Below are 25,563 nucleotides of genomic sequence, written 5' to 3'. Positions count from 1 at the left end.
AAATCTTTTTCTGACGGACCGGGTGAGCACTCCCGCCATGGTTCGTGTTGATGATGAGCCCGAAGCTGGCACAATGAGGTGCTGGATATGCGTGCCATCATCGCATGTAAGGAGAGCATGTAGATGCAGACAGCAACGCAACAGGAACCGCAGAATCTTATAGACCGAATAGGTATACCTCGCCCTTTGCTTTGGGGCTTTGTTGGGCTTTTGCTCTTCATGATCGGGGACGGTGTTGAAGCCGGTTATCTGGCACCGTTTCTCGAAAGTCAGGGGCAATCATCAACACGCGTTGCTCTGCTGTTTACTGTTTATGGTGTTGCTGTTTCCATCTCTTCCTGGCTTTCCGGCCCGCTCTCCGACATGTGGGGCCCAAAAAAGGTTATGTGGGTAGGGCTGTGGATCTGGGGCATTTTTGAAGTCCTGTTTCTGGTCCTCGGGCTTCAGCCGAACAACTACAATATGATGGTTGTGGCTTACACGGCTCGTGGCCTTGGGTATCCGCTTTTTGCTTATGGTTTTCTGGTCTGGATTGCGGCCGCCACTCCCGCACGGCAGCTTGGCTCGGCCGCAGGTTGGTTCTGGTTTGCGTTTTCTGGTGGGTTGCCCACATTAGGGTCACTGTTCGCCAGCTTTGCTATTCCGCGCATTGGGGAAATGGGGACGTTCTGGTCTTCCCTCGCACTGGTTATGGCGGGTGGTTTGGTGGCCCTGCTGTGCACGCATGAACCCAGCGGCTCCAAGCGTCTGAGCCCGCCGGATGTAACGTTGAAGCAGGCCATGTTCGGCTCTATCAGCATTATCTGGCGTGAACCAAAAACCGCTATTGCGGGCCTTGTGCGGACGATCAATACGTCTTCTGAATACGCCTTTCTGGTGATCATGCCGGGCGTGTTTACCAAGCTGGTTGGTTTTTCTCTGGAGCAGTGGCTGCAATTGCTGTCCATCGTGTTCCTGAGCAACATTATCTTCAACCTGCTCTCCGGTATTCTGGCAGATCGTCTGGGCCCAAGGACTGTTGTGGCTGTTGGTGGTGGTCTTGGTGCCGCTATCTGTGTGCCGCTTTTCTACTACGTTCCGTTGTCCATGCCGCATAACTTCCCGATTGCTGCTGCAATGGGTGTTCTGTACGGGGCATCTTTGGCCGCGTTTGTGCCCTTGTCCGGACTGATGCCGCAGGTTTGCCCCAAGGAAAAAGCAGCAGCACTTTCCATTCTGGGTCTCGGTGCCGGCGCGAGCACATGGGTTGGTCCGGCCATTGTCACATGGTTTCAGGGTTCTGTTGGCACGGCAGGGGTCATCTGGATCTTCAGCGGTCTGTATGTGCTCTCCGCCCTTATGACGATGGCGATTACGGTTTCTCCCGAGGCACGGGCGTATACCCGGCAGGCTGAACTGGAAGCGTCTCAGCTTGATAAGGAAGCAGCGATGCATGCTGCCGGGGGTCAATAAACTTCTCAGCCAGGTGACGCCGATGCGTTAAGCTATTTTGAGGTTTGACCGAGGAAAAGGTGCATGGGGTGTTCTCCATGCACCTTTTTTATTGGATCAATGAGGTAACTCTGCGTGGCTTCCTTAAAAGGCGAAAGGTGATTTGAGCCGATAGGGGCAGCCTTCTGGCTGATCGTATTTTCCGGATTTGAATAGTATGTAGAAAATTCAATCCCACTTTTGTCTGTGATATTGACACTGCTTGGAATTTAATCACCTTTAAGAAGATAGATTAAACCCTCTTTTCTATATTGGTGATGAAATGAAGCGGCTCTTTTCCCGATTGATCATGCTGGGAGGCATGGCGCTTGCGGCAGTAGCACTGCCGGCACAGGCGGGCACTCCAGTGCGGGTGGGGTATATTCCCGTACTGGGTTCGTCCGCGCTTTTTGTGGTGGACGGCGAGGGCTGGGCGAAGGATGCCGGGCTGGACTTACAGCTTGTGCGGTTTACGTCGGGCCCTCAGGCTATTCAGGCTCTGGTTTCTGGTCGGATTGATGCCTACGTGGCCGGGGTATTACCTCTTTTGCAGGCGCGCGCTCATGGCTCTGATGTGAAGGTGGTCACGGCGGCCTCGGTTGAGGAGCTTGAGGTTGTGGCACGCGGGGCATTAGCGGCACAGCTTCCCAAAGATCAGGACGGTGGGTTTTCTGCTGATACCGTGAAAAATACGTTCGCGGTGTTCAGCAAGGAAAATGGGCGTCTACCGCGTATTGCTGCGCAGCCTGTAGGGTCCGTGCCAGATAGCCTGTTGCGTTTCTGGTTGCAGAAACGGGTGGGGATAGCTTCTCTTCCGACTGCCGTCAGTATTGTGGGCGTGGATATTGATGCCGCACAACAGGCTTTTCTTGCCAGCGCGGTTGATGCGGCTGTCTTGCGTGAACCTGCGCTGACTGTCGTGCGCAGTCGTCTGCCTGATGTGCGCACCTTGGCGACGGGCCATGATCTGTTACCCGATCAGCCTGGCTCCGTATTGGCGATTGTCAAGCCGGATGCGCCTGATCGGCAGGTATGGGCAAAGCAGTTGGCCTCGCTGTTTATTCGTGCGACCACGATGCTCTCCTCTCATCCTGATGATGCGGCTCCGTTTGTCACCAAGGCGCTTGGCGGCGGCATTTTGAACGAGGATGTCATGAAGAAGGCGCTGGAACGGTCTGCCAGCCGCTTTATTAGTGATCCTACCCGCATTGTGGACGGTGTGCGCCAGTTGCAGGATTTCGAGGTGGAACAGGGCTTGCTTCGTAAGGCTCAACCAGTGGATGATCTGTTCGATCTCGATTTGTGGCGGCAACTGAAACAGTGATGCGGACTTTGTCTAAACGGAACCGGCTGCTTTTATCGGCAGTCGGTTTATTTGTGTTTTTTGGATCTTGGGAAGCCTCCGTCAGAACCGGGTTTCTCCCATCAGGGATGGTGCCCGCCCCAAGCTCCTTATGGCAGGCGTGGCTGGACGAGGTTCATGGTGGTTTCTGGCAGCAGGCTATTGTGGACAGCCTGAGCCATTACAGTCTGGGGTTGCTGGTCGGTTCAATATTCGGGGCGCTTCTGGGGCTGCTGTGCGGCATGGTGGCCGTAGTGGATGGTTTGCTGGAAGGGATAGTGAGACTCCTGCGTCCGGTGCCGGGGTTGGCATGGGTACCCTTTGCCATCTTGTGGTTCGGGCTCAATACGGCGGGTGCAACTTTTGTGATCGCCATATCCGTCTTTTGGATCAATTTTTACGCGGCCTATGCCGCAGTGCGCAGTGTTGACCCTGAGTTTTATGAACTGGCAGCTGCTTTCGGGCACGGCAGTTTTTGGGGGCGGTTGTTCAAGGTCGTGCTGCCTGCTTCAGCACCCGGCCTGATGGCAGGATTGAGAACTGGCCTTGGGCAGGGATGGATGTCTGTTGTGGCGGCAGAACTGTTTGGCGTGCCGGGTATTGGCGCGCGCATGATGCAGGCATCCAGTCTGCTGGCAACAGACGTCGTGGTGGTTTACATGCTCACCATGGCGTTGCTGTATGCGTTGACCGATTTTCTGTTTGGTTTTGTAAGTTCTTATATTTTGCGGTGGCAACCATGAATGGCAGCGGTAGTGTTGCGTGCCTTGAAGATGTAGGGCTTTCTCATGATGGCGGGCAGAATTTCATACTGCGCCATGTCAGTCTCTCTTTGCAGCAAGGAGAGTTTGTCGCGTTGCTCGGTCCGTCGGGTGTGGGCAAATCAACTCTGCTGCGTGTGTTTATGGGGCTAAGCAAACCGACGGAAGGCCGTGTAACTGGCGCCAACCAAAGTGCCGCAGGTGTGGCCGCAGGGCAGCGTGAGGCAGGGAAGCGCCGTGCACAGGCTCTGGTCTTTCAGGATGCGCGGTTGATGCCGTGGCGCACTGTGCTGCGTAATGTCATGTTTGGCCTGGAAGGGCTGGCGCTCACGCGGGACGAAAAACAGGCGCGTGCCTTGGCGGCTCTGCGGTTGGTTGGACTTGAAGGGGAGGGAGGCCGTTGGCCCCGGCGACTGTCTGGCGGCCAGCGTCAACGTGTGGGGGTGGCACGGGCTTTGACTGTGGACCCTGATTTGTTGCTGATGGATGAACCTTTTGGCGCGTTGGACCCTATAACCCGTGGTGCCTTGCAAGACGAACTACTGAAAATCTGGCAGCAGACACACAAAACAGTTCTTTTCGTGACCCATGATATTGAAGAGGCTCTGAAGTTGGCCACCCGTATCGTGGTACTGTCCGGCGCACCGGCAGGGATTACGGGAGAGCTAAGGGTGGAAGACAGTCAGAAAGACCCCAATTCTTCCGCTTTCAAGGTCTATACCGCCCGGCTGCGGGCCATGATCGCTGGGGAGCCGGACCCCGGTGGCGCCCCTTACTGGCATTCTGCAGAAATTTAACGCAAACCGTAAGAAATTTGCCTTGTCAGTGCATCCCTGTGCATGAGGGGACGTTAAAAGGTGTAACGATAAGGAGTGTGCGTGATGAGTGATGAAAACGACATCCAGCATAAGCTGGAAGAAGGTATTGGACGCGTTCAGGATGGCGCGGAAAGCCTGCGGGACAAGGCATCTGATACCATTGAAGATCTGGCCTGTAACAAAGGCTGCGGTGCTGTAGAAGCTGTGCGCGACGTGATTGCTGATCAGCCTATCGTATCTGTTGTGGTGGCTTGGGTCAGTGGTTTTCTGCTTGGGGCGCTGCTTGCCAGAAAGCTCTGATTTTTAGAGATTTTGCATAAAATTTTTTAGCGTTGAAAGGGAGTAAGAGATGTTAAAGCTGGCATTATTTTTTCTGGTGATTTCTATTATTGCAGGTCTCTTTGGGTTCGGCGGAATTTCTTCTGCTGTCGCAGGGATGGCGAAAATTCTGTTCTTTATCGCAATTGTTCTATTCGTGGTGTTTCTGGTGGTCGCGTTGCTTGCGGGCCGTTCACTTACGAGATAACCGCCTCTCTTTATTTCTTATTTGCAACGAAGCTCTCGTCTGAAAGGACGGGAGCTTTTTTTTGCCTGTTCTGAACTGTCGAGAGATATAGTATTGGCATTCGGCCACTATTTTATTCTTGTGTAATAAATATTTAACTTGGAAGAGTGGGGTATTCCCCGTGGATTGTTTTTATTTTCAAAACATATATTTGATTTTTCTATAGAAAGCTTTCTTTGAGTAAAAAGAAATGAAAGAATAGAACGAGAGACATATTTTTTATATTTTTTGGTATAGATCGCTTGTTTTTTTTGGATGAATAGTTCGATCTATGAATTTCAATAAATAAATAATAAAATTTTTATTTTTGTATTCGCAATGAGAACTATTCAGGTCTGGTTTCTGGCGCGATGTGTGCACGGAATGTAACTTTACAAAAATACCCTGCCTGCGTAAAAAAGCCGAGATTTTTATTTATATTTATGTTTGGATGCTTTTGTGAAATCTCTCAAGGGGAATAACGTGACATTCTCAGGCCTTGAAACAGACCAGCGTGTTTTGATTTGTAGTGGTGGTCGGTATGAATCTCAGGCAAATGCCCAGATTCGTGAATCTATTATGGATGGTTGGGCCGAATGTATTGGGGCGGAGAATGTAACGGCTGTCCATATTAGTGGGGCGGCAGCATCAATAGCTCAGCTTAAGCCAACTATTGTTTTTTCTATTGGCTCTTATCTCCCGGAAAGTATTTATTTTGGGGAAGTCAGCCGTGAGGCCAAGAAGATCGGCGCGACGACCGTTTTCTGGGCAACAGAAGATCCTTACGAACAGGATGCCAACTACCGCATTACGGACGATTTTGACGTCATTTTCTCCTGTGACCGCTGGGGTTCAAACTTTTACCAGCGGGATAGGGTCTATCACCTTCCTTTGGCAGCCAGCCGCGAACTCCATTACGCTCCTGTTATGGACGAAACCAACAGGAATATCGATGTCCTGTTCTGTGGGGTCGCTTTTACCAGCCGTAAAGACATTGTTCGTAACCTGATGCCGTCTTTGCGGCGTTTGAACATTCGCATCATCGGCCCGGGTTGGGGGGAGTTCGGTGTTGGATTTTCAGATGCCCGGATCGAAAAGCATCAACTGGTTGAACTGTATCAGCGCTCTAAAATTGTGCTGAATTTGGGGCGCTCCCTGCACTTTGAAAACAAGCGCTTCATGATCTCTCCGTCTACGCCGGGCCCGCGTACATTTGAAGCGGCCGCAGCAGGTGCATTTCAGATTTTCCATGAAGATACCTATGAACTTCGCCGCTACTTCACGGCTGATGAGATCCCGACATTTTCCAATAAGCGCGATTTTGATGAACTGATTGAAACCTTTCTGGATGACCCAGACCGTAGATTGGAAGTTGCTCAGCAGGCCCAGAAACGGACGCTGGATGAGCATACCTACGGCAACCGTATTCATGATGTGCTTTCCATTCTTCGGAAAGAAAAACTCATCGCGTAAGGGCCTGGAGCCGGAGAGCGAAGCGTGCTCTCCGGTCTCTGAATAAATGGGCAAGCGGACCGTGTGATCTGAGGTTGGGTATTCTATATATGGGCTTGAATGATGGTTCACTCTGACACAAAAAAGAGTTTTGATTGGAGTGAATTCGACTTCGATTGGTATAAAACAAAATATAACCATGTCCTGAATTTTTTAAATGTGACATCGGAAGACGATGTCAGAGAATTTTATGATCGTTTTGGGGGCGCGCTACAGCATTCCCCCAATTCGTTTTTTGATGAGCAATGGTATACACAGCGGTATGCTGATGTAAGGGAACAGGTTTGTTCCGGTCAGTTCAAATCCGGGTTTGATCATTACTGCAAAGTCGGCTTTTGGGATAAAAGTCCTCATTGGTTATTTGATGAAGACTATTACCGGCGGAAGTTTCTGGATTTTTCACGAGACGACATTGAAAGAAACGGGTTCAGGAATGGGTATGACCATTACCTGAAGCAGGGAAGCCGCCTCAATTGTCCCTCTTCGCCTTTTTTTGATCCTGTCGTTTTCCTGGCAGAAGCCCCAGACTTTGTTGTGGAACCCGATGAGGGGGCGTATATCAGCTTCCTCAAGGCGTTTCCTGACAATGTCCTGCACGACAAAAAGCTATCCTGGTATTTTGATCCTGTCTGGTATCTGGAGACTTATCCTGATCTGGAGAAAGCTGCGGTTCACTGGCAGGGGCCGCTGCATCATTATCTGACGAACCCGACGCCAGAAGCATTTAATCCCAACGCTTTTTTCTCCGAGCAGTTCTACGCTCAGGCCTATGAAGATGTGGCCGGCGCGGTCAAGCATGGGGCGTTCAGAAACTGCTATGAGCATTTTGTAAAAAACGGTCAGTATGAACTTCGTCAGCCCGCCCAGGATGTCAATCTCCGGGTGTATGCAGAAAATCCCAAAGTAAAAAGTGAAATTGCGTCACAACGGTATCCCAGTTTTTTTGTTCATTACATGGTGCATGGTGGTGTTGTGGAAGAAGGAGGATATTCTTCAGAGGAACGGGAGTTTATTTCCAAGGCTGTTTATCAGGAAATGTGCCGTATCCGCCTGCCTCTTCTCCTGCGTGGTGGGCTCGATTTCTCGTATGATCACCCAGAACTGAGTGTGATCATGGTGGCGCATAATAATTTCGCCATGACGATGACAGCACTTAATTCCTTGCGCGAGAATTTCGGCGGCCAAATTCAGGTTGTGCTTGTTGATTCCGGTTCATCGGATGAAATTCGGCATATTGAGCGCCATGTCCGCGGCATCAATGTTATTAGAACATTAGGGAATGTTGGCTTTTTGCAAGGTTGTAATGCTGCGTTACAGCATGTGCAGGCAGATTTCACACTCTATTTAAATAATGATCTTGAATTGATGCCGCGCGCCATAGAAACGGCTCTGGCACGCTTTGTGAAAGAGCCTCAGGCAGGGGCGGTGGGTGCCAAACTGGTGCGCACCAACGGCCTTCTGCAGGAGGCAGGAAGCATTGTCTGGAAAAATGGGTCCGTTTGCGGCTATTTGAGAGATGAATCCCCTGATTGCCCGGAAGCAAACTATGTTCGCTCTGTGGATTTTTGTTCTGGTGCCTTCCTTATGGTCAGAACAGATCTGCTGCATAGCCTGAATGGGTTTCTGGATGATTATGCCCCAGCTTATTTTGAGGAGACGGATCTTTGCGTTCGTATCCGTAGGCATGGATGGGATGTCATTTATGATCCCGGTGTTGTTATTCTTCATTATGAATATGGAACGTCTGGCACGATAGAAAGCGTTCACATGATGCAGAGGAACCAGGGCCTCTTCACTGAGAAGAATGCAAACTATATTGCGTCCCGTTATCCTCGGAACGCCCAGAAAGACCTTCTGGCGCGGTCAGCGCGCTCGTTTGATAAGCGGGTGTTGTTTCTGGAAGATTTCCTGCCGTTCAGGCATCTGGGGTCAGGCTTTACCCGGTCCAATGACATCATGACAGTGATGGTGCGGGATCTGAACTGTCATGTTACCGCATACCCCATTTTCCGCCCTCTTGGTATGACGGAAGATATATACACCGGTTTTCCTGACCGTGCGGAAGTCATGTGGAATAAGGGGCTTGAGGATCTGGCGGGTTTTCTCAACTCCCGTCCGGGATATTATGATGTTATCTGGATAGCGCGCACGCATAATCTGGACAGGCTGGCACCGGTGTTTGCGGAATGCGCTGCGGCGCTGGCCGGAAGCAAGATTGTTCTGGACACTGAGGCCGTAGCGGCCCCGCGGGAACTCCAGAAATGGGTGCTGAAAGGTGAAACGCCACAGCATACCCTGGATGAACTGCTTCAGAAGGAATTCCGCGCAGCCTGGTATGTGAACAGGTTTGTGGCTGTTAACCAAAAAGATGCCAGCATCCTACGCCGTTTGGGGCATAGTGATGTGCATGTGCTTGGCCATTTACAACAGGCGCGTCGCTTTACACCCGGTTTCAAGGAACGGCAGGATATCCTGTTTATTGGAGCGATACACGACACAGACTCTCCCAATCTGGATTCACTGATCTGGTTCGTAAGCGAAGTTCTGCCGAAGCTGGATAGTAAATTACCGCAAGATGTTAAATTCCGGATTTGCGGCTACCTGAATCCTGAAGTTGATGTGTCCCGCCTGCTGCTCAATCCGCGTGTTGAGATTGTTGGCCGCGTGCCTGAAGTCTCGCCGTACTATGATACGCATCGTATCTTTGTGGCGCCAACGCGTTTTGCCGGTGGGATACCGTATAAAATTCACGAGGCTGCAGCACATGGTTTGCCAATTGTGGCATCAGACATCCTGTGTGAGCAGGTGGGCTGGCAGGCTGGTGAAGATATGTTGGCACCCGCTACAGGAAATGCGGCCTCTTTCGCTGACGCAATAGTGTCGCTTTATGAGGAAAGGGAGTTGTGGCAAAAGCTGCGCTATAATGCTTTGCGGCGGATAGCGCGCGAAAATAATGCTGAGGCTTATACCCATGAGATCAGAAATATTCTGTCTCAATTCCCGCAACGGTCAGGCAATAAGGTTGAAGGCTTTCCTGTAACGTCATAAAATCAGTTCAAAGTAGAGTATTTTTCAGAAGGTATCCGGTGAACTGGCTTTAACGTTATTTTGACACAGTAAACACCTCCCCGCAGAAGAGAGCACGATGGCAGTTATTTATAATACAAACTATACGCACAACCCGAATGCCTACCTGACACTCGCCATCGAGCGGGCCGCACGGGAGATTCTGGGGAAGGATCAGGTTGTTGTTGCAGACAACCGTTCCTTGGGTGAACTGGCTTCCAAAGGGGAGCATGAAACGCTCATCTGCATAGACGGGCAGCGTATTAATATTCCTCTTCTGCAACGTGTACGTCCGGCATTCAAAACCATGATCCTCTGGACATTCGAGGATCCGTTCATGAAAGAATTCAATGCTGCGAACGCAGGATTGTTCGATCATGTCTTTACCAATGATCCCGTGTGCGTGGAGGCTTACGGCAGTAAAGGCCATTATCTACCGCTGGCTGCATCTGTGTCTCTGCATGATCGTAAAATCAAGAAAGCGGATGAGCTTGATTACGATATCTTCTTCGCGGGCACCATGTGGCCCAACCGTGTGGAAACCCTGCGGCATGTCATCACCGCATTTCCTGATGCGCGCCTGAAACTGATCTGCCCGGGTAACGAATATCTGCCGCCTCTGCCAAGCGATCTTGCAGAAATCGCCATTCAGCGTCCGGTCAGTCATGAAGCGTTTATTGATTTCGCAAACGCCAGTGCCGTTACGCTGACCATGTTCCGCGACTATGCAAGTCATGGGGACACCAGCCAGGCAACTGCTCCGGGACCGCGTTTCTATGAACTTGGGCTGGCAGGGACGGCTCAGGTGGTTGAAGCCCCCGAGGTGATGGACAAGGAATATTTCGACGATGTGCACGGCACCATGCTGTGCCGTAACGTCGACGATGTGATCGCCGCTATTGATGCTCTCCTGAGCAACCCTACTCTAAGAAGGCGGTCAGCACAGAGTGCGAAAAAAGATGTTCAGAACAAGCATCTTTATGAAAATCGCATTCGCACGATTATGGAAGTGTCGGGCGCGAATTTTGGTCGCGTCCAGCCGCCTGCACTGCCTGCTGAAAACCGGCGGCTCAAGGTGCTGATGTGTACGCATTCCACCGTTTATGAAGCGGCCTGGGGCGGGGTTGAGGTCTATCAGGAAACCCTGTGCAATCTGCTGGGAAGAAAGGTCGATTTTTATTACTGGCTGCGCCGTGGGGACAAATGTCGCTTCCTGACGGCCGATGGGGAAGAAATCGAACGCTTTGATGTGCCGGAAGTCGGCTGGACAGACGCTATGTGCGATGGTCCGGAAGAAATGGCATTCTCCAATGTCATCAGCCATTATAATATTGACCTTGTGCATTTCCAGCACCTTGGCCACCACGCGTTGTCTTTGCCGATTATCGCGAAGTCCTGCGGGGCAGGGGTGGTCTTTTCCGCGCATGATTTCTGGCTGGTCTCGTCACGCTACAATCTGCTCGATCAGAGCTTTCAGTATGATGAAGAAAAGGCAAAATCCGTTGTTGCTTATGACATTATTCTGAAAAATGCAGAAAATGTTGAATTCGGGGGCGAGCAGACCCGTCGCGCCTTTATTGCAAACATGCTGCATTCTGTTGATGCTTTCCTGTTTGGGTCTGAACACTCTTACAATCTGATCAGTGAAGTCTATCCTGTTGTTGAGACGAAAAAATGCTCGGTCCTGGGTATTCCGTCTCCTGAAAGCACCTTGCCGGTCACACCCAAAGAATACGCTCCGTTGAATGGTCGCCCCTTGGGCGTTGCCGTGGTCGGGAACTTCCTGCGTACCAAAGGGGCAGATACTATTCTGAGCCTGTTTGAACTGGCGCACCCCGACCATTTCCATTTCCATATTTTTGGGGCCGTTCACCCGGAATACAAACAGGTTCTGGCAGATCTGAACCGGCCCAACATTACGGTTCATGGTCAGTATTCCATGGGGAATATTGATAAGCTGAAAATTGCTGATGTTGCCCTCAATCTCAGCATATGGCCCGAAACCTATTGCATTTCTCTCTCAGAAGCTTGGCAGACGGGGCTTATTCCCATCGTCAGTGACATTGGCGCGCTGCATGATCGTGTGAAAGACGGTGAGAACGGCTTTGCTGTGAAGCTCAATAGCCCGGCAAAAGTGCTTGAGCGTCTGGAACTGCTCCGTTCTTCAGAGCCCCTGCGTCAGCAGATAATGGCCAATATCTCGCCTGATCTGTGGCCTGACGGGCAGAGCTATGGCGAGAGCCTCTTTGAAATCTATAACGAGGTTGCCCCGGTTACACGGCTTGGGTTCTCGGAAATGCAGATTGATGCAGGGCAGGTGCATCTGCTGCCGCATCCGTCCTGGCGCCATCAGGCTCCGCCCCGTCATATCTTTGATCCGCCGACAGCGCGTGATCTTACGGTGGAGCTGCCCGAGCCTGTTACAGACTGGTTCTCCATTCAGGATGCCAAATTCTATATTGATGATATCTGCTTCCTGGTCTTTGCGGAAAGCGAGCCATCTGATTTTGAAGAAGCCTACGAATTCCATATTCGTGGTTGGTATGCCGTGCCGCGGGTCAATGCGTCCGGAACACTTTATACGGTGCTGATTGGTAATGAGGATCAGCCCATTATCTTCCTGCCCTGTATCCGGGAATCTCGCCCCGACGTTCTGACTGTTTATCCGGATGCGCCGCGGCGTTCCGGGTTTGCCGGGCAGGCCGCTCTGCGTGGGAAGTGGTGTGAAGGCACATACCGCATTGCGCTGATGAACGTTATCAACACCAAAGCCAGCTTTGCTGTAACCAGCTGCCAGATTACAGTAAAAGAAGGTAAAATTGTTGAAATCGAACAGGAAGACCCGACGACTAAGCAGATCCTGAGTGATTTTGCCCGGGTTTCTCATCGCGATGGTAAACTCAGAAACATCAAGATGGTCGATATCGACACGGATGTTCTGGAACGCGACCATAGTAGCGATATGGTGTATTTCATCGACAATTGCGGTGATCTGATTGGTGATCTGCCGCCGGAAGTTGATGGAAACGGCATTTACATGAAGGGCTGGACCTTCATGCATAATCTTCGTGCGGCGGGGCAGGTGTACCTGGCTTGCGTGAGTGAAGACGAGGATGATGTCGTTTATTTCCGCACTACGCGTGCTATCCGCAATGATGTCAGCGGCATTTTCTCTGATGCGCCTCTGTGCTGTGGCTTCACGGCCAATATCAATTTCAACAGCGGTTTCTCAAAACCGTTGAATGGCAATTATCGCATGTCACTGGTGAATATCGTCAATGACACGGTGGGCGTGATGCCGTTGAACATTATTGTGGAATTGAAAGATAGTGTGGTGCAGAGCCTGTTTACTCAGGACGTTACGGCAGAAATAGCTGAACGAGTGAAAGACATCGTTCTCGCCTAAAGTTATCGTGTTCGGGATGCCTCTGATTTTTCGTTGAGAAAGTCAGAGGTGTTCTTATTTCTGTGGATTTCTCTCGCATTGGTTTTGTGTAGTTAGTGTGAGATTTGGGTGATTGGAATTATTCCAGTCATGAGAATAAATTTTTCAAAAAATAAACAATAGGCTGTTCATATATCGCCGGGGTGAAGTCTGGTGTTTCTTTTGACACTAAATATGTCACCAGTCCTCATCATCAGATTTATGAAAAAGCTATAAGAAAAAGTGTCGAGCTATATAGTCGGTAATGCAAGGTGGCGGGGATCAAAAAACCTGGCCGAGCTTTTTGTGACGAGTGCTATCAATGGGGCATGATTTTGATGTGATCAAAATCAGATTTTTTGAGGCTCCCAGGTGAAGTTGTTGTGAAAATGGCTCGATCAACCAAGCATGATTGAAAATTTCGGTAGAGACTTGCAGAAATCTGTATCACCTGAAGTTCTCTAATGTTTCAGCTTGTTCAAAAAAGCTTCGGAATGATTTCGGAAAATAACGTACATAATGAGAAATGCTGGGTGGCATTCTATAAAAGCGAGCAGCATTCGATCCTTTGCTGCGGCCTCTCTCTCGAATTAAGCCTGCTGGATTGAGCTTTTTCGTCCTGACTTTAGAAGAGACCTATAATGACAGGGCAGACGCAGTGTGAGGGTAAAAGACGGTTTCGGGAATTCGGGGAAGAGGACTGCTAAGCATTTTTTAGGGTTGGAAAAGTGCTTTGTTGTTATCTTGCAGTACCTTGAGGGCCAGAAGTCACATAGGACGCGAAAGATAGGGCCGACTGTTCCGAGTGACTGCTGAAACAGCCCTTTTAAGTAGTGGTTCTGAAACAGCTAGCGTGTTCGCCGGAGCAGAGCTTGGCTCTATCTATGCGAGCAGGTGTGCGCGGTTACTCTTGCAGCCCCCATTGGGAAATGATGCGGAGGAGATGCGCGTCGGCATGGGAATATGGCTTGCTCTTAGTCTCTTTTTGGCGAGGAAGCCGCGTTCTATGTCGCACTTACAATAAGCAGCGTCTTTGTTTTATGGCGTTTGTTTTTGGAAAGAGAAAAAAGCCTCTTTGGTAAGGTATTTTTGCAATACCATTCCAAAGAGGCTGCGCGGTTATTTGTGGTCGTTCGGGAGGAAGTTTTTATCTTTCTGAATGAAAGAAGGCAGGAAGGGGTTATCTTTCTGCATGGAGTTTTTGCTCGGCAGTTCGGAAGCATTCCAGCCACCGCCAAGATTTTGAATAAGCGTGACGGAATCCAGAATACGGTTCTGTTGAATTTGCAAGGCCGTTTCCGCATTGGAAAGCGCGGTGACTTCCGATGTGATAACCGTAGTGTAGATCTGTGTGCCAGCCAGATACTGGTTCAGGGCCACGGTAACAGCTCGGTTGGCGGCTTCCAGTGCAACCTGCTGCTCGTCAGCCTGCTGGGCCAGCACGCGCAGGTTGGAGAGTTGATCTTCCACATTCTGCAATGCTGTCAAAACGGTTTGGCGATAGGTGGCAACATAGTTGTCATACGTTGCATCCGCTTCATGCACGGCGGCGGTGCGGCTGCCGCCGGAGAACAGTGTTTCCGTAGCCGAAGCACCAAGAGACCAGATACGGTTGGCAACCTGCACTAGAGTGCCAACAGGGTCACCGCTATAGGAATAGGAAGCCGTCAATTGGACGTCTGGATAGAACGCGGCAATGGCTGCGCCAATCTGGGCGTTATATTCTTCCATCCGGCGTTCTGCCGCCGCAACGTCCGGTCGGCGTTCAAGAAGCTGAGCCGGTACGGAAACCGGTATGGCCGGAATGGCGCGGGGCAGGGCACCGGGAGCAATGGAAACTTCAGCGGGGGGCTTGCCGATCAGGACAGCGATAGCGTGTTCATACTGTGCCCGGCTTGCCTGCGTGGCGGTGGCTTGTGCGCGTGTCTGTTCAAGCTGTGTCTGGGCTTGAAGCAGGGTGGTCGGGTCTGCCGTGCCAGCTTCATACTGATTGCGGGTAATCTGATAGGAGCGTTCGTAAAACTTTACGTTGCGTTCAAGCAGATCATAAAGGCTGTCCTGATAGCGCATGTTGAAATAGGCCGTGGCAAGCTGCGCCTGATAGGACAGTTTGGCATTGGCCAGATCAGCCGCGGTGGCCTGTGTTTCCGTAACCTGTGCCTGAATCTGCCGGCGGATCTTACCCCACAGATCAAGATCCCATGAAGCCGTCGGCCCCATTCCGTACGTGTTTTCGGTGGTGTTGGAAGGGGTGTAGCCAGAAGAGGAGGACCCATCACTCCCGTAATTGATGATAGTGCCACTGGAGCGGGAGCCACGTCCCGAGCTCTGCCTGTTGAAGGAAAGCGAGCCGCTGAGTGTGGGATAAAGTTGGGCGCGGACGGAATTGATGGTGGCGCGCGCGCTGCGGTAACGCGCCTCATATTCCTTTACGTTCTGGTTGTTGATTTCAACCTGTGCCTCAAGCTGGTTCAGGATGGGATCATTGTAGATGGTCCACCATGTACCTTTGGGAATTTCAGCCAGAGCGGGGTTGGCGTAGTTCCAGCCGGGGGCGGGCCGCAGTTCCTTGAATTTGGGGGATATAATGGCGGTCGGCCGTTTGTAGGAAGGCCCCACCATGCAACCGGTCAGAACAAGAGGCGCCAGCAGGATACCCAGGCGACGAGAAAGCGGACGGGAGAAGATGGGTTTCATCGGAAAACTTCAGGTATCTTGCGGGTTACGGGAGAAGAAAAAGGGCCGGATCTTTATCTGTTTAAAGCGCAGGCGCAGGGTATCCAACATCAGATAAACCACAGGCGTTGTATAGAGGGTGAGCGCCTGACTGACGATCAACCCGCCGACAATGGCGATCCCCAAAGGCCTGCGAAGTTCGGCCCCATAGCCATTGGCGATGATCAATGGAAATGCGCCCAGTGCAGCAGCGAGGGATGTCATCATGATCGGGCGAAAGCGCAGAAGGCAGGCTGTGTGGATGGCCTCAAGCGGAGAAAGATTATGCTCCCGTTCGGCTGCGATGGCAAAATCGACAAGCATGATGGCGTTCTTTTTCACAATGCCGATCAGGAGAATAACACCGATCATGGCGATCAGAGAAAATTCTTCTCCGGCCAGTTGCAAGGCCAGCAGGGCCCCAACACCTGCGGAGGGCAGGGTGGAAAGAATGGTGAGGGGGTGAACATAGCTTTCATAAAGCACCCCAAGTGTCACATAAACCGCAGCCAGTGCTGCCAGGATCAGAATGGGTTCATTGTTGACGGTTTTCTGAAACTGCGCCGCGTTGCCAGCGAAGCTGCCATGGATGGTTGGCGGCATGTGTAGTTCAACCTGCGCAGTCTGAATAATCCGTGTGGCAGCACTGAGAGAAACTCCGTTGGCCAGATTGAAGGAAATGGTCGAGGCGACCGATTGCCCCTGATGGTTGACGGAGAGGGGCGTTTGAGACGGCCTGAGTTTGGAAACCAGCGTAAGTGGCACCATGGCGGACGACGATGTGGAAACGGCGGACCCTGTGGACACGCTGTTTCCGCCAGCCAGTGAGTTAGCAATCTGGTTCTTGAAGGATTCACTGCTTAACGTTGAGGCGGAACTGCTGCCAGAGGAATCCCTGCCAGTTGTATTGCGCACGCGTACCGTGTTGGAGGCTGTGCCGCCTGCGGCCGAGCCGCCGGATACGCTGACCCACACCTGCATCAAACTGTTGGGGTTTGACCAATAGGTAGGGTCGGCTTCCATAACCACGCGATACTGGTTCAAGGGGTTATAGATAACGGACGCCGCACGTTGACCAAACGCATCATACAACGTGTTGGAAAGAAGCTGCGGCGTAATGCTGACGCGGGAGGATGTGTCTCGATCAATATCCACATCAATGGCGGACCCACCCTGCTGAACATCTGAAGACAGCTCAGTCAGTTCGGAATGTTTGGCCAGCGCAGCGAGGAGTTTGTCCGTCCATTGATAAACTTCGGACGCATCCTCTCCTTCAAGGGTGTACTGGTAAGATGCGTTGCTCTGGCGCGCACCTGCGCGCACGGCACCCGGCTGCATCAGAAAGAACTGGGCCCCGACCATATGACTCAGTTTTTTCTCAATGCGGGCAATCAGTTCCGTTGGTGTATCGTTTCTTTCGCTTTTGTCTTTGAGTTGCAGGAACATGTTGGCGGAGTTGGATGAACCGCGGCTCCCCATGAAGCTGGCAACGCTCTCCACATCCGGGTCAGTTTTGATAACCTTCTGCACTTCTATCAGTTTTTTGGAGAGCGCCTGAAAGGAGATGTTCTGATCTCCCTGCAAATGACCCATCAGCAGGCCAGTGTCTTCAGTCGGGAAGAACCCTTTCTGCATGCTGATGAAAAGCGCCACAATGACAACAAGCGTAAATGGCAGGGAGAGAATGACAATCTTGCTGTATTTCAGCGCAGTATTCAGAGAGCGCTCATATCCTCTTTGCAGGCTGTCCAGCAGGTTTGTGGTCAGCGTGATGAGAAACTGCGTTACCTTGTTTGAAGGTTTATGCGGGGCTGTGGGTTTCAGAAGCTGCGCTGCCATCATGGGGGTGAGGGTTAGAGACAACACCATGGAGATCAGAATGGTGATGGAGACTGTCATGGCAAATTCATGAAACAGGCGTCCAGCCAGACCGCCCAGAAGCAGGATGGGCAGGAAAACCGCAATCAGCGAGATGGAAATTGAGATAACTGTAAAGGCAACTTCATTACTGCCTCTTAGCGCCGCATCACGCGGGGACAGGCCTTGCTCAATGTAGCGGGCAATGTTTTCCATCACCACAATGGCATCATCCACCACAAAACCGGTGGAGACTGTCAGCGCCATCAGGGACATATTGTCCAGCGAGTAGCCGAGAAACCGCATGACGCCGAAGGTGGCGATAATGGAGGTAGGCACCACAATGGCCGGGATAAGGGTCATGCGGACGGAATGAAGGAACCCCAGCACCACCAGCACCACCAGCACGACCGATATCACGAGGGTAAGTTGGGTATCCGCCAGAGACGCGCGAATGGTCAGTGAACGGTCCAGCCCCGTATGCAGGTCCACACCGCCGGGCAGGGCGGCACGAAGCATGGGGAGTTTGGCGTTGATTTCATCAACCGTTTCAATAACGTTTGCCCCGGCCTGCGGAAAAACAATGGCCAGAACAGAATGAGCGCTATTGAAGTAGCCAGCATTGCGGCGGTCTTCAACGCTGTCCACAACAGTTGCCACATCTGACAACCGTACCGGGCGGCTGTTACGCCACGCAATAATCAGATCCCGATAGGATTGGGCACTTCTGGCCTGATCATTGGTATCAAGGGTGAAGCGTGTGCCGTTCTGATCAATAATGCCCTTGGGGCCGTGCGCATTGGCGGAAGCAAGGGCCGCACGGATATCTTCAAATCCGATCCCGTAACGGTACAACGGCAGCGGATTGATTTCCACACGCACTGCCGGGAGCGAACTGCCCCCGATTTCCACCTGACCAACGCCGCGGATCTGTGAAAGATGCTGCACCAGAACGTTGGTTGCATAATCGTAGAGCTGCGCCTGCGTATGGATGTCCGATGTCAGGGCCAGAATAAGAACGGGTGCGCCGTTAGGGTTGGCCTTGGAATAGCTGGGGTTCTGGCGGAGAGACGAGGGGAGGTCTGCATGGGCCCCCTGAAGGGCGGCCTCAACATCCCGCGCGGCCCCGTTGATGTCCCGTGACAAGGCAAACTGAAGGGTGATGCGCGTGGTGTTCTGGGACGATTGCGACGTCATTTCCGTGAGGTCTGCAATCTGGCCCAGATGTCGCTCTAGCGGGGCGGCCACCGAACTGGCGATTTCCTCCGGCGAGCCACCAGCCTGACGGGCCTGAACCTGAATGACGGGAAAGTCGACATTCGGCAGGTCCGCTACTGGCAGGCTTCTGTAACCCAGCGCTCCGGCAAGCAGGAGCGCCACAGTCATCAGAATGGTGGCGACGGGCCGATCAATAAAGATCCGGCTGAAGTTCACGGTGCGGTCTGCTCAGAAGGGGGAAGCGTATGCCCGCGCTGCCGCCACGTGTTCCACCGGTGTGCCCAGGTATCCAGCGTGTAATAGATAACCGGAGTGGTGAAGAGCGTGAGCAACTGAGACAGGGCCAGCCCCCCGATAATGGCCAGCCCCAGCGGGTATCGCAGTTCAGACCCCGTGCCCTGCGAAATGACCATGGGAACCGCACCCAGCATGGCCGCCAGGGTGGTCATGAGAATAGGGCGGAAACGTAGGGTGGCTGCCTGCCGGATGGATTGCAGAGAGTCCATGCCATGTTCACGTTCGGCTTCAAGCGCGAAGTCGATCATCATGATGGCGTTTTTCTTCACAATGCCAATCAGCAGCACAATGCCGATAATGCCCATGACATCCAGACCCGCGCCAGCCACCCACAACGTGAGCAGCGCACCAATGGCGGCGGAGGGCAGGGTGGACAGAATGGTGACAGGGTGAATGAAGCTTTCGTAGAGAATGCCCAACACGATATAGACCGCCACCAGTGCCGCAGCCACAAGGAACAGTTCGTTACTCAGCGAGCCTTCAAACGCGGCTGCCGTTCCCTGAAAGGACGTCTGGAAAGAGGCAGGTAGGTTGATGTCCTTTTCCACCTTCTGGATGGCGGCAGTGGCGTCACCCAGCGAATAACCCTTGGCCAGATTGAAGGAGATGGTCGTGGCCGGGAACTGTCCGAAATGGGTGATCAGCAGCGGTGCGGTTTCGTGCGAGACCGTGGTGACCGCCGCCAGTGGCACCAGTCCGGACGTGGGAGACCGGGTCGGCCCGGATGCGCTTTCACCGGAATTGCCGCTGATACCGGGCAGATAAAGCTGGTTGAGGGAATACAGGCTGCTCTGGAAGCGGGGATCAGCTTCCAGAATGACACGATACTGGTTGGACTGCGTGTAGATGGTGGAAATTTGCCGCTGACCAAAGGAATCATAGAGCACGTTATCAATGGTCTGGGGCGTGATGGAATACCGTGCGCCAGTTGTGCGGTCGAGCGTGACTTTTGCCACCAGCCCCTGAGCCTGAAGATCAGACGTGACATCAGAGAGCGAGGGTTCAGCCCTCAGTTTTTCCAAAAGCTTTGGAATCCATGTCTTGAACGCATCATAATCCGGGTTTTCTAGCAGGAACTGGTACTGGGTAGCCGTGACGGTTGTGTCCAGCGAGAGGTCCTGAATGGGCTGCATGTAGAGCTTGATGCCCGTAACCTGTGCTGTTTCCTGCGAGAGGCGGCGCGCGATTTCCGCGGCACTGCTGGAGCGGGAATCATGGTCTTTCAGGTTGATCAGAAAGCGACCCTGATTGAGCGTGGCATTCTGCCCGTCCACCCCGATAAAGGAGGACAGGGAAACCACATCCGGGTCTTGCAGGATGACTTTTGCCAGGTCCTGCTGGTGTGTCTTCATGCTCTCAAAGGAGATGGACTGGGCCGCAACGGAAATGCCCTGAATGACGCCCGTGTCTTGCTCGGGAAAGAACCCTTTGGGGATGACAAACGCCAGCACCCCAGTCAGCACCAGTGTGCCGACGGCCACCATCAGCGTCAGCACCCGGTGGGCCAACACAACATCCAGCGCGCGGTCATAGGCGGCGATCAGCTTTTCCGTGGCCACTTCCATCCGGGCCGACCAGCGCTGGAATGCCGTTGTGGCGCTGGCTTCATCATGCGGACGTTCCGTAAGAATACGGGCGCACATCATGGGCACAAGCGTCAGGGACACCACGGCGGACAGGATGATGGTGATGGCCAGTGTCATGGCGAATTCGTGGAACAGACGCCCCACAACATCGCCCATGAACAGCAGCGGGATGAGCACCGCGATCAGAGATATGGTCAACGAGATAATGGTGAACCCGATTTCTCCCGCCCCTTTGATGGAGGCAGTCATGCGGTCTTCACCAGCTTCCACGTAGCGGGAGATGTTCTCGATCATCACGATGGCATCATCCACCACGAAGCCGGTGGCGATGGTCAGCGCCATGAGCGAGAGGTTATCCAGCGAGAAGCCGAGCAGATACATGATGGCCAGCGTGCCAACGATGGAGAGCGGCACGGACAGGCTGGGGATGATGGTGGCCGGGATATTGCGCAGGAACACAAAAATGACGGCAACAACAAGCACCAGCGCCAGAAAGAGTTCGAACTCCACATCCGCAACGGATGCGCGGATGGTGGTGGTACGGTCTGTCAGCGGCACAATATCAATGCCTGGCGGCAGGGATTTGCGCAGGACGGGCAGGGTGGCCTTGATATTGTCCACCACGGAAATCACGTTCGCGCCGGGCTGCCGCTGCACGCTCATGATCAGGGCGGGGGTGAGGTTGGACCACGCAGCAAGCTGGGTGTTTTCCGCACCGATTACAACGGACGCGACATCCCGGATGCGGATGGGGCCACTGTTCTGATAAGCGATAACCTGATTGAGCAACGTATCAATGGAGGTGATCTGCCCATCCACGCGCAGGGTAGCGGCGCGGGTTGCGCCATCAAACGTGCCGGTGGGGGAGTTGACGTTGACGTTGCCAATGGTGGTGCGCAGCGTATCCAGATCAATCCCGTAGGAGGTGAGCTTGGGAATGTTCACCCGTACGCGAATGGCCTTGCGGTTGCCGCCTGAAAGTGTCACCAGCCCAACGCCCGAAATCTGACTGATTTTCTGCGCAAGGCGGGTGTCGATATAGTCCTCTACCTCCGGCAGGGGCACCGTGGCGGAGGTAATGCCCAAGGTCAGCACTGGTGTATCGGCCGGGTTGACCTTGGCGTAAATGGGAGGGGCTGGCAGGTCAGTCGGCAGGAGAGAGTTGGCCTGATTGATGGCCGCTTGAACTTCCTGCTCGGCCACATCCATGGACATGGTCAGGTTGAACCGCAGGGTAATGACAGAGGCCCCGCCAGAGGAGCGGGAGGTCATCTGATCCAGCCCGGGCATCTGGCCGAACTGTGTTTCCAGCGGCGCGGTAACGGAGGTCGCCATCACATCCGGGCCTGCGCCGGGGTAGAATGTTTCTACCGTGATGGTGGGGTAATCAACCTGCGGCAGGGCGGAGATAGGCAGGAAATGGTAGCCAAGCAGGCCCGCCATCAGAATGGCGAGCATCAGCAGCGTGGTGGCAACCGGCCTGCGGATAAAGAGACCTGAGGGATTCACGGGGCAGGTGCACCTGATGAGGAGTCAGATTTCTCGGCAGTTTCAGTAACCGCCGGGATTGTCACTTTGATGCCAGCGCGCAGATGATCGGTGCCATCCGTTACCACGCGGTCTCCGGTTTTCAGGCCACCGCTGACAACCGTGCGGTTGCCGTCTGAAATGCCAACCGTCACGGGGCGGACTTCAACCGTGTTGTCTGCCTTCACCACATACACAAACTGGCCGGAGGGGCCGGTCTGTAGAGACGTGGCGGGAACAAGAATGACGTCTTCCAGCGTTTTGACCAGAAGGCGTGCGTTCACAAACTGGTTGGGGAAGAGATGTTCATCCGTATTGGGGTAGAGCGCACGCAGGCGCACGGTGCCGGTTGCGGTGTCAATCTGGCTATCAAGCGTGCTGACGGTACCATCGGCAATCTTGTGGGTGTTTGAACTGTCCCATGCTTCAACAGGCAGGGAGCCCTTGGCGCGCAGTTGTTCCGCCACGTCCGGCAACTGGTCCTGCGGAAGTGTGAAAATGACGGAAATGGGCTGCATCTGCGTCAGGATGGCGAGGCCGCCAGACTGACCTGCCGCAACGTAGTTCCCTTGGTCAACCGCACGAATACCGATCCGCCCGTCCACCGGAGCGATGATATGACAGTAGGTGAGCTGCAGCTTCTGGTTATCGACCAGTGCCTGATCGGATTTGACCGTGCCTTCCATCTGCTCGACGGTAAATTCCTGATCCCGCGCCGTTTTGGCGTCAATACTGTCCTGCTTGATCAGGCGCTGGTAACGGGCGTTATCCACCCGGGCCTGGGCAAGCTCGGCCTTGTCCCGTTCAAGCTGGCCCTCATATTGCGCAAGCTGGACTTCATACGGGCGTGTATCAATCACGGCGAGCAGATCGCCCTTGTGAACATGCTGACCTTCCGTGAACAGGACCTTGGTCAGATAGCCTTCCACACGGGTCTGGACCGTCACGTTGGTGACGGGCACCACCGTTCCAAGTTCGGTCAGCACAACGGGCATGGCGCCGGTTTTAACGGCTTCAACGGCTACGGGCTGGGCATCAGCTCCGTCAGAGGTCTGCTGCACAGCGTGGCGGCGATGATGTTTGCTGGTGCCAGTGTTTTGTGTGCCATGAGGGCGCAGGAACGCAAATGCCAGCACGCAAACACCGGCAACGGCGACGCCGCTCCAGATAAGACGTTTTTTTCTGCTGGAAGAGCGAGGAGGCGTGGGTGAATCGGATCGGGGGTCCGTGGTCTGGTTATCCATGGGGCGCGCGGGTCGTTCACCTAATTAAATGTTGAAAAAAACAGACAGGGAGGCTCATCCCACTGCCTGCCCGAGAACAGAAACGGTATAGGCGGTTGTCTATGCCAGATTCGATACCATTAAGAAACAAGTATAAGGCAGACATACCTCCGACTGCCCATCAGAATGCGCTGAGCGTATACCAGAATAAGGGCATGGTCCAAGGGTTCGGGCGGAAAAGAAAAACTATAAATAAAAACTTAAAAAATTCCGCCCCTTTTGCGCCTTAAATCATGCAGAGGGCTGAGCATTATTCCTTCTTGCCGCTGAGTGCTGCGCCGGCATTGGGGTTAAGGCTGGCGGCCGCAGGCACTGCCAGTAACGAGATGACGCCAACGGCAATGAAGGCGGTTGCAAAATCGTGGGAGGTTGGTTCGATGCGCCCATGCAGAAGGCCGGAGAGAGTAAGCGTGCCTGCTGCGATACAGATGCCCAAGGACAGCATCAGTTGCTGCATGGTTGCGTAAAAGCTGGTGGCGGCGCTCATGCGGCTGGCGGGAATATCTGCGTAGGCAATGGTGTTGTAGGCCGAAAACTGTGTGGCCTGTGCCATGCCTGCGGCAAGCAGAATGGGGTAGAGCGGCCAGAGAGCCTGACCCTGATGAAAGCTGGAAATCAGGATGGAGAGAATCCCGCCTGAAAACCCATTCACCATAAGCACTCGGCGAAACCCCCAGCGCTTGAGCACCGCGGGCACCCATGGACGCATGGCGAGCGCTCCCACAGGGGCAATGAAGGTGACCATGCCGCTTTGGGCCGCCGTCAGCCCGGACCCGATTTGCAGAAAAGCAGGCAGCAGGAAGGGAAACGCCCCCACGGCAATGCGCGAGGCGGCACCGCCCAGCACAGAGATGCGGAATGTGGGAATGGCCAGCAACCTGAAATCAAGCAGGGGGGTGCTCAATCTTGCTGCGTGAAAACCGTACCCGCCCATAAAGGCAAAGCCCCCCAGAAAGAGCGACAGGAGGAGCGTGGCTGATCCCTGATTGTGGGTGAACAGTTCCGTGCCGACAGAAAGGGCGGCCAAGCCGCCGCCTGCAAGAAACAGGCCCGTGAGGTCAAACGGCGGGGGCTCCTTCTCTTTTACCTCTGGGATGAAACGGCGGGTGAGGATGAACCCCAGAATGCCGACCGGGATGTTGAGGTAAAAATTCCACCGCCAAGACAGATAGGTGGTGATGAACCCACCCACCACAGGCCCCATGAGCGGACCAAGCGTTGCGGGGAGCATCATCCACGTCATGGTGCGCACCAACTCCTCCCGCGGCGTGCTGCGCAGCACGACAAGACGCCCGACCGGGACCATGAGCGCGCCCCCAATGCCCTGCAAAGTGCGCATACAAGCCAGAAACAGGAGGCTGTGCGCCGAGCCGCAGGCTACGGAGCACAAAACGAAAATAATGATGGCGCAACTGAGAACCGTGCGGCTGCCCAGCCTGTCTGCCAACGCGCCGGAAGCGGGAATAAATATGGCTAACCCTATGATGTAGGAGGTTAGCGCAACGGATGTTGCAACCGTATCCACATGCAAACTGTTAGCAATGGATGGCAGGGCGGTTGAGAGGATGGTGCCATCAAGCTGCTCCATGAACAGCATGGATGCGACGATAAGGGCGGTGAGATGAACACGACTGACAGACAGCATGCTAGTCAGAGACGAGTTTTTGCGTTCTGATGCAACAGAAGACCGTGGCCCGGATGGCCCCAAAAGAGCCGCCGGGTGGAAGAATGCGGTCAAAAAACAAGGAGAAAGCCTATGGCTGACGATAAACTCAAAACGGTCGCAAACAAGGTTGAAGGCGTTGCCGAAGACGCAAAAGGCCGGATCAAGGATGCGGCTGGCGGCCTGACTGGCGATCTGGGTCTTCAGGCAGAAGGCAAGTTCGATCAGTTCTCCGGCATGGCGCAGCAGGAATTTGCTGACCTGTATGAGGAAGGGGAAGGCGTGGTAGAAAAAGCTGTCACGTTTGTGCGTGATAAGCCTTTGCTTTCATTGGGTATTGTGTCCGTGTTTGGTCTGCTGATCGGCTGGCTGGTGTTCCCGCGCGGCAAGCGTTCCTGAAAATTTCCTGCACCGCGACTCTTGCGCTGAGCGGTGAAAAGTGATTCTCCTTGCCTCACGGAGTCGCAGTTGGTGCGACTC

The 25,563-nt window shown here is 53.5% G+C and carries 15 protein-coding genes; 10 read left to right on the top strand and 5 right to left on the bottom strand.

Features of this window, described 5'->3' with window-relative positions:
- The first annotated feature begins 123 nt into the window (after positions 1-123).
- From ASN_RS00595 to ASN_RS00560, 9 genes are all read left to right on the top strand, one after another.
- Complete coding sequence (locus ASN_RS00595) at positions 124-1,452, top strand: MFS transporter (RefSeq protein ID WP_039903570.1); 1,329 nt, start codon at positions 124-126, stop codon at positions 1,450-1,452.
- 301 nt (positions 1,453-1,753) lie between these two features.
- Entirely contained in the window at positions 1,754-2,794 is a 1,041-nt protein-coding gene (locus ASN_RS00590) for an ABC transporter substrate-binding protein (RefSeq protein ID WP_058986927.1), read from the top strand.
- Positions 2,794-3,555 (top strand): ABC transporter permease, encoded by a 762-nt coding sequence (locus ASN_RS00585; protein WP_058986926.1) that lies wholly within the window; start codon positions 2,794-2,796, stop codon positions 3,553-3,555. The genes ASN_RS00590 and ASN_RS00585 overlap by 1 nt, the downstream gene beginning before the upstream one ends.
- Complete coding sequence (locus tag ASN_RS00580; protein WP_058986925.1) at positions 3,552-4,370, top strand: ABC transporter ATP-binding protein; 819 nt, start codon at positions 3,552-3,554, stop codon at positions 4,368-4,370. Before ASN_RS00585 ends, ASN_RS00580 begins: the two co-directional genes overlap by 4 nt.
- A gap of 84 nt (positions 4,371-4,454) precedes the next feature.
- Positions 4,455-4,691, top strand: coding sequence for a hypothetical protein (locus tag ASN_RS00575; protein ID WP_039903572.1), 237 nt, complete (start codon positions 4,455-4,457; stop codon positions 4,689-4,691).
- A 49-nt stretch (positions 4,692-4,740) separates the two neighbouring features.
- A complete protein-coding gene (locus ASN_RS18385; RefSeq protein WP_082666526.1) occupies positions 4,741-4,917 on the top strand; it encodes a DUF1328 domain-containing protein in 177 nt (58 codons plus the stop codon).
- 501 nt (positions 4,918-5,418) lie between these two features.
- Positions 5,419-6,408 (top strand): CgeB family protein, encoded by a 990-nt coding sequence (locus ASN_RS00570; protein WP_058989029.1) that lies wholly within the window; start codon positions 5,419-5,421, stop codon positions 6,406-6,408.
- Positions 6,409-6,606: 198 nt separating this feature from the next.
- The gene (locus tag ASN_RS00565) at positions 6,607-9,495 is read left to right on the top strand and encodes a glycosyltransferase (RefSeq protein WP_231948312.1); all 2,889 of its coding nucleotides are present in this window, start codon (positions 6,607-6,609) and stop codon (positions 9,493-9,495) included.
- A gap of 97 nt (positions 9,496-9,592) precedes the next feature.
- Positions 9,593-12,919, top strand: coding sequence for a glycosyltransferase (locus ASN_RS00560; RefSeq protein WP_058986923.1), 3,327 nt, complete (start codon positions 9,593-9,595; stop codon positions 12,917-12,919).
- A gap of 1,137 nt (positions 12,920-14,056) precedes the next feature.
- Here ASN_RS00560 and ASN_RS00555 read toward each other — a convergent pair.
- The 5 genes from ASN_RS00555 to ASN_RS00535 form a co-directional block, all read right to left on the bottom strand.
- The gene (locus tag ASN_RS00555) at positions 14,057-15,634 is read right to left on the bottom strand and encodes an efflux transporter outer membrane subunit (protein ID WP_006557792.1); all 1,578 of its coding nucleotides are present in this window, start codon (positions 15,632-15,634) and stop codon (positions 14,057-14,059) included.
- Positions 15,635-15,643: 9 nt separating this feature from the next.
- Complete coding sequence (locus ASN_RS00550) at positions 15,644-18,943, bottom strand: efflux RND transporter permease subunit (protein WP_058986922.1); 3,300 nt, start codon at positions 18,941-18,943, stop codon at positions 15,644-15,646.
- Complete coding sequence (locus ASN_RS00545; protein ID WP_058986921.1) at positions 18,940-22,119, bottom strand: efflux RND transporter permease subunit; 3,180 nt, start codon at positions 22,117-22,119, stop codon at positions 18,940-18,942. The genes ASN_RS00550 and ASN_RS00545 overlap by 4 nt, the downstream gene beginning before the upstream one ends.
- Positions 22,116-23,381, bottom strand: a complete 1,266-nt coding sequence (locus ASN_RS00540; protein WP_058986920.1) for an efflux RND transporter periplasmic adaptor subunit — start codon at positions 23,379-23,381, stop codon at positions 22,116-22,118. Before ASN_RS00540 ends, ASN_RS00545 begins: the two co-directional genes overlap by 4 nt.
- Positions 23,382-23,670: 289 nt before the next feature.
- Positions 23,671-25,065: an MFS transporter gene (locus ASN_RS00535; protein WP_058986919.1), complete on the bottom strand. Its 1,395-nt coding sequence runs from the start codon at positions 25,063-25,065 to the stop codon at positions 23,671-23,673.
- Between the two features lie 111 nt (positions 25,066-25,176).
- Between ASN_RS00535 and ASN_RS00530 the strand changes: the two genes are divergently transcribed.
- Positions 25,177-25,482 carry a CsbD family protein gene (locus tag ASN_RS00530; RefSeq protein WP_006558982.1) on the top strand — a complete coding sequence of 102 codons (306 nt, stop codon included), beginning with the start codon at positions 25,177-25,179 and terminating at the stop codon, positions 25,480-25,482.
- Positions 25,483-25,563 lie beyond the last annotated feature (81 nt).

The sequence above is a fragment of the Acetobacter senegalensis genome, assembly GCF_001499615.1.
Taxonomy (GTDB): domain Bacteria; phylum Pseudomonadota; class Alphaproteobacteria; order Acetobacterales; family Acetobacteraceae; genus Acetobacter; species Acetobacter senegalensis.
Note: the sequence above shows the minus strand (reverse complement) of the source record. Positions and strands in the feature narration are given on the sequence as shown.

Excerpts from the sequence above, each read along its gene's own strand:
- ASN_RS00595 (WP_039903570.1), top strand. The coding sequence starts at position 124 with ATGCAGACAGCAACGCAACAGGAACCGCAGAATCTTATAGACCGAATA.
- ASN_RS00590 (WP_058986927.1), top strand. The coding sequence starts at position 1,754 with ATGAAGCGGCTCTTTTCCCGATTGATCATGCTGGGAGGCATGGCGCTT.
- ASN_RS00585 (WP_058986926.1), top strand. The coding sequence starts at position 2,794 with ATGCGGACTTTGTCTAAACGGAACCGGCTGCTTTTATCGGCAGTCGGT.
- ASN_RS00580 (WP_058986925.1), top strand. The coding sequence starts at position 3,552 with ATGAATGGCAGCGGTAGTGTTGCGTGCCTTGAAGATGTAGGGCTTTCT.
- ASN_RS00575 (WP_039903572.1), top strand. The coding sequence starts at position 4,455 with ATGAGTGATGAAAACGACATCCAGCATAAGCTGGAAGAAGGTATTGGA.
- ASN_RS18385 (WP_082666526.1), top strand. The coding sequence starts at position 4,741 with ATGTTAAAGCTGGCATTATTTTTTCTGGTGATTTCTATTATTGCAGGT.
- ASN_RS00560 (WP_058986923.1), top strand. The coding sequence starts at position 9,593 with ATGGCAGTTATTTATAATACAAACTATACGCACAACCCGAATGCCTAC.
- ASN_RS00555 (WP_006557792.1), bottom strand. The coding sequence starts at position 15,634 with ATGAAACCCATCTTCTCCCGTCCGCTTTCTCGTCGCCTGGGTATCCTG.
- ASN_RS00540 (WP_058986920.1), bottom strand. The coding sequence starts at position 23,381 with ATGGATAACCAGACCACGGACCCCCGATCCGATTCACCCACGCCTCCT.
- ASN_RS00535 (WP_058986919.1), bottom strand. The coding sequence starts at position 25,065 with ATGCTGTCTGTCAGTCGTGTTCATCTCACCGCCCTTATCGTCGCATCC.
- ASN_RS00530 (WP_006558982.1), top strand. The coding sequence starts at position 25,177 with ATGGCTGACGATAAACTCAAAACGGTCGCAAACAAGGTTGAAGGCGTT.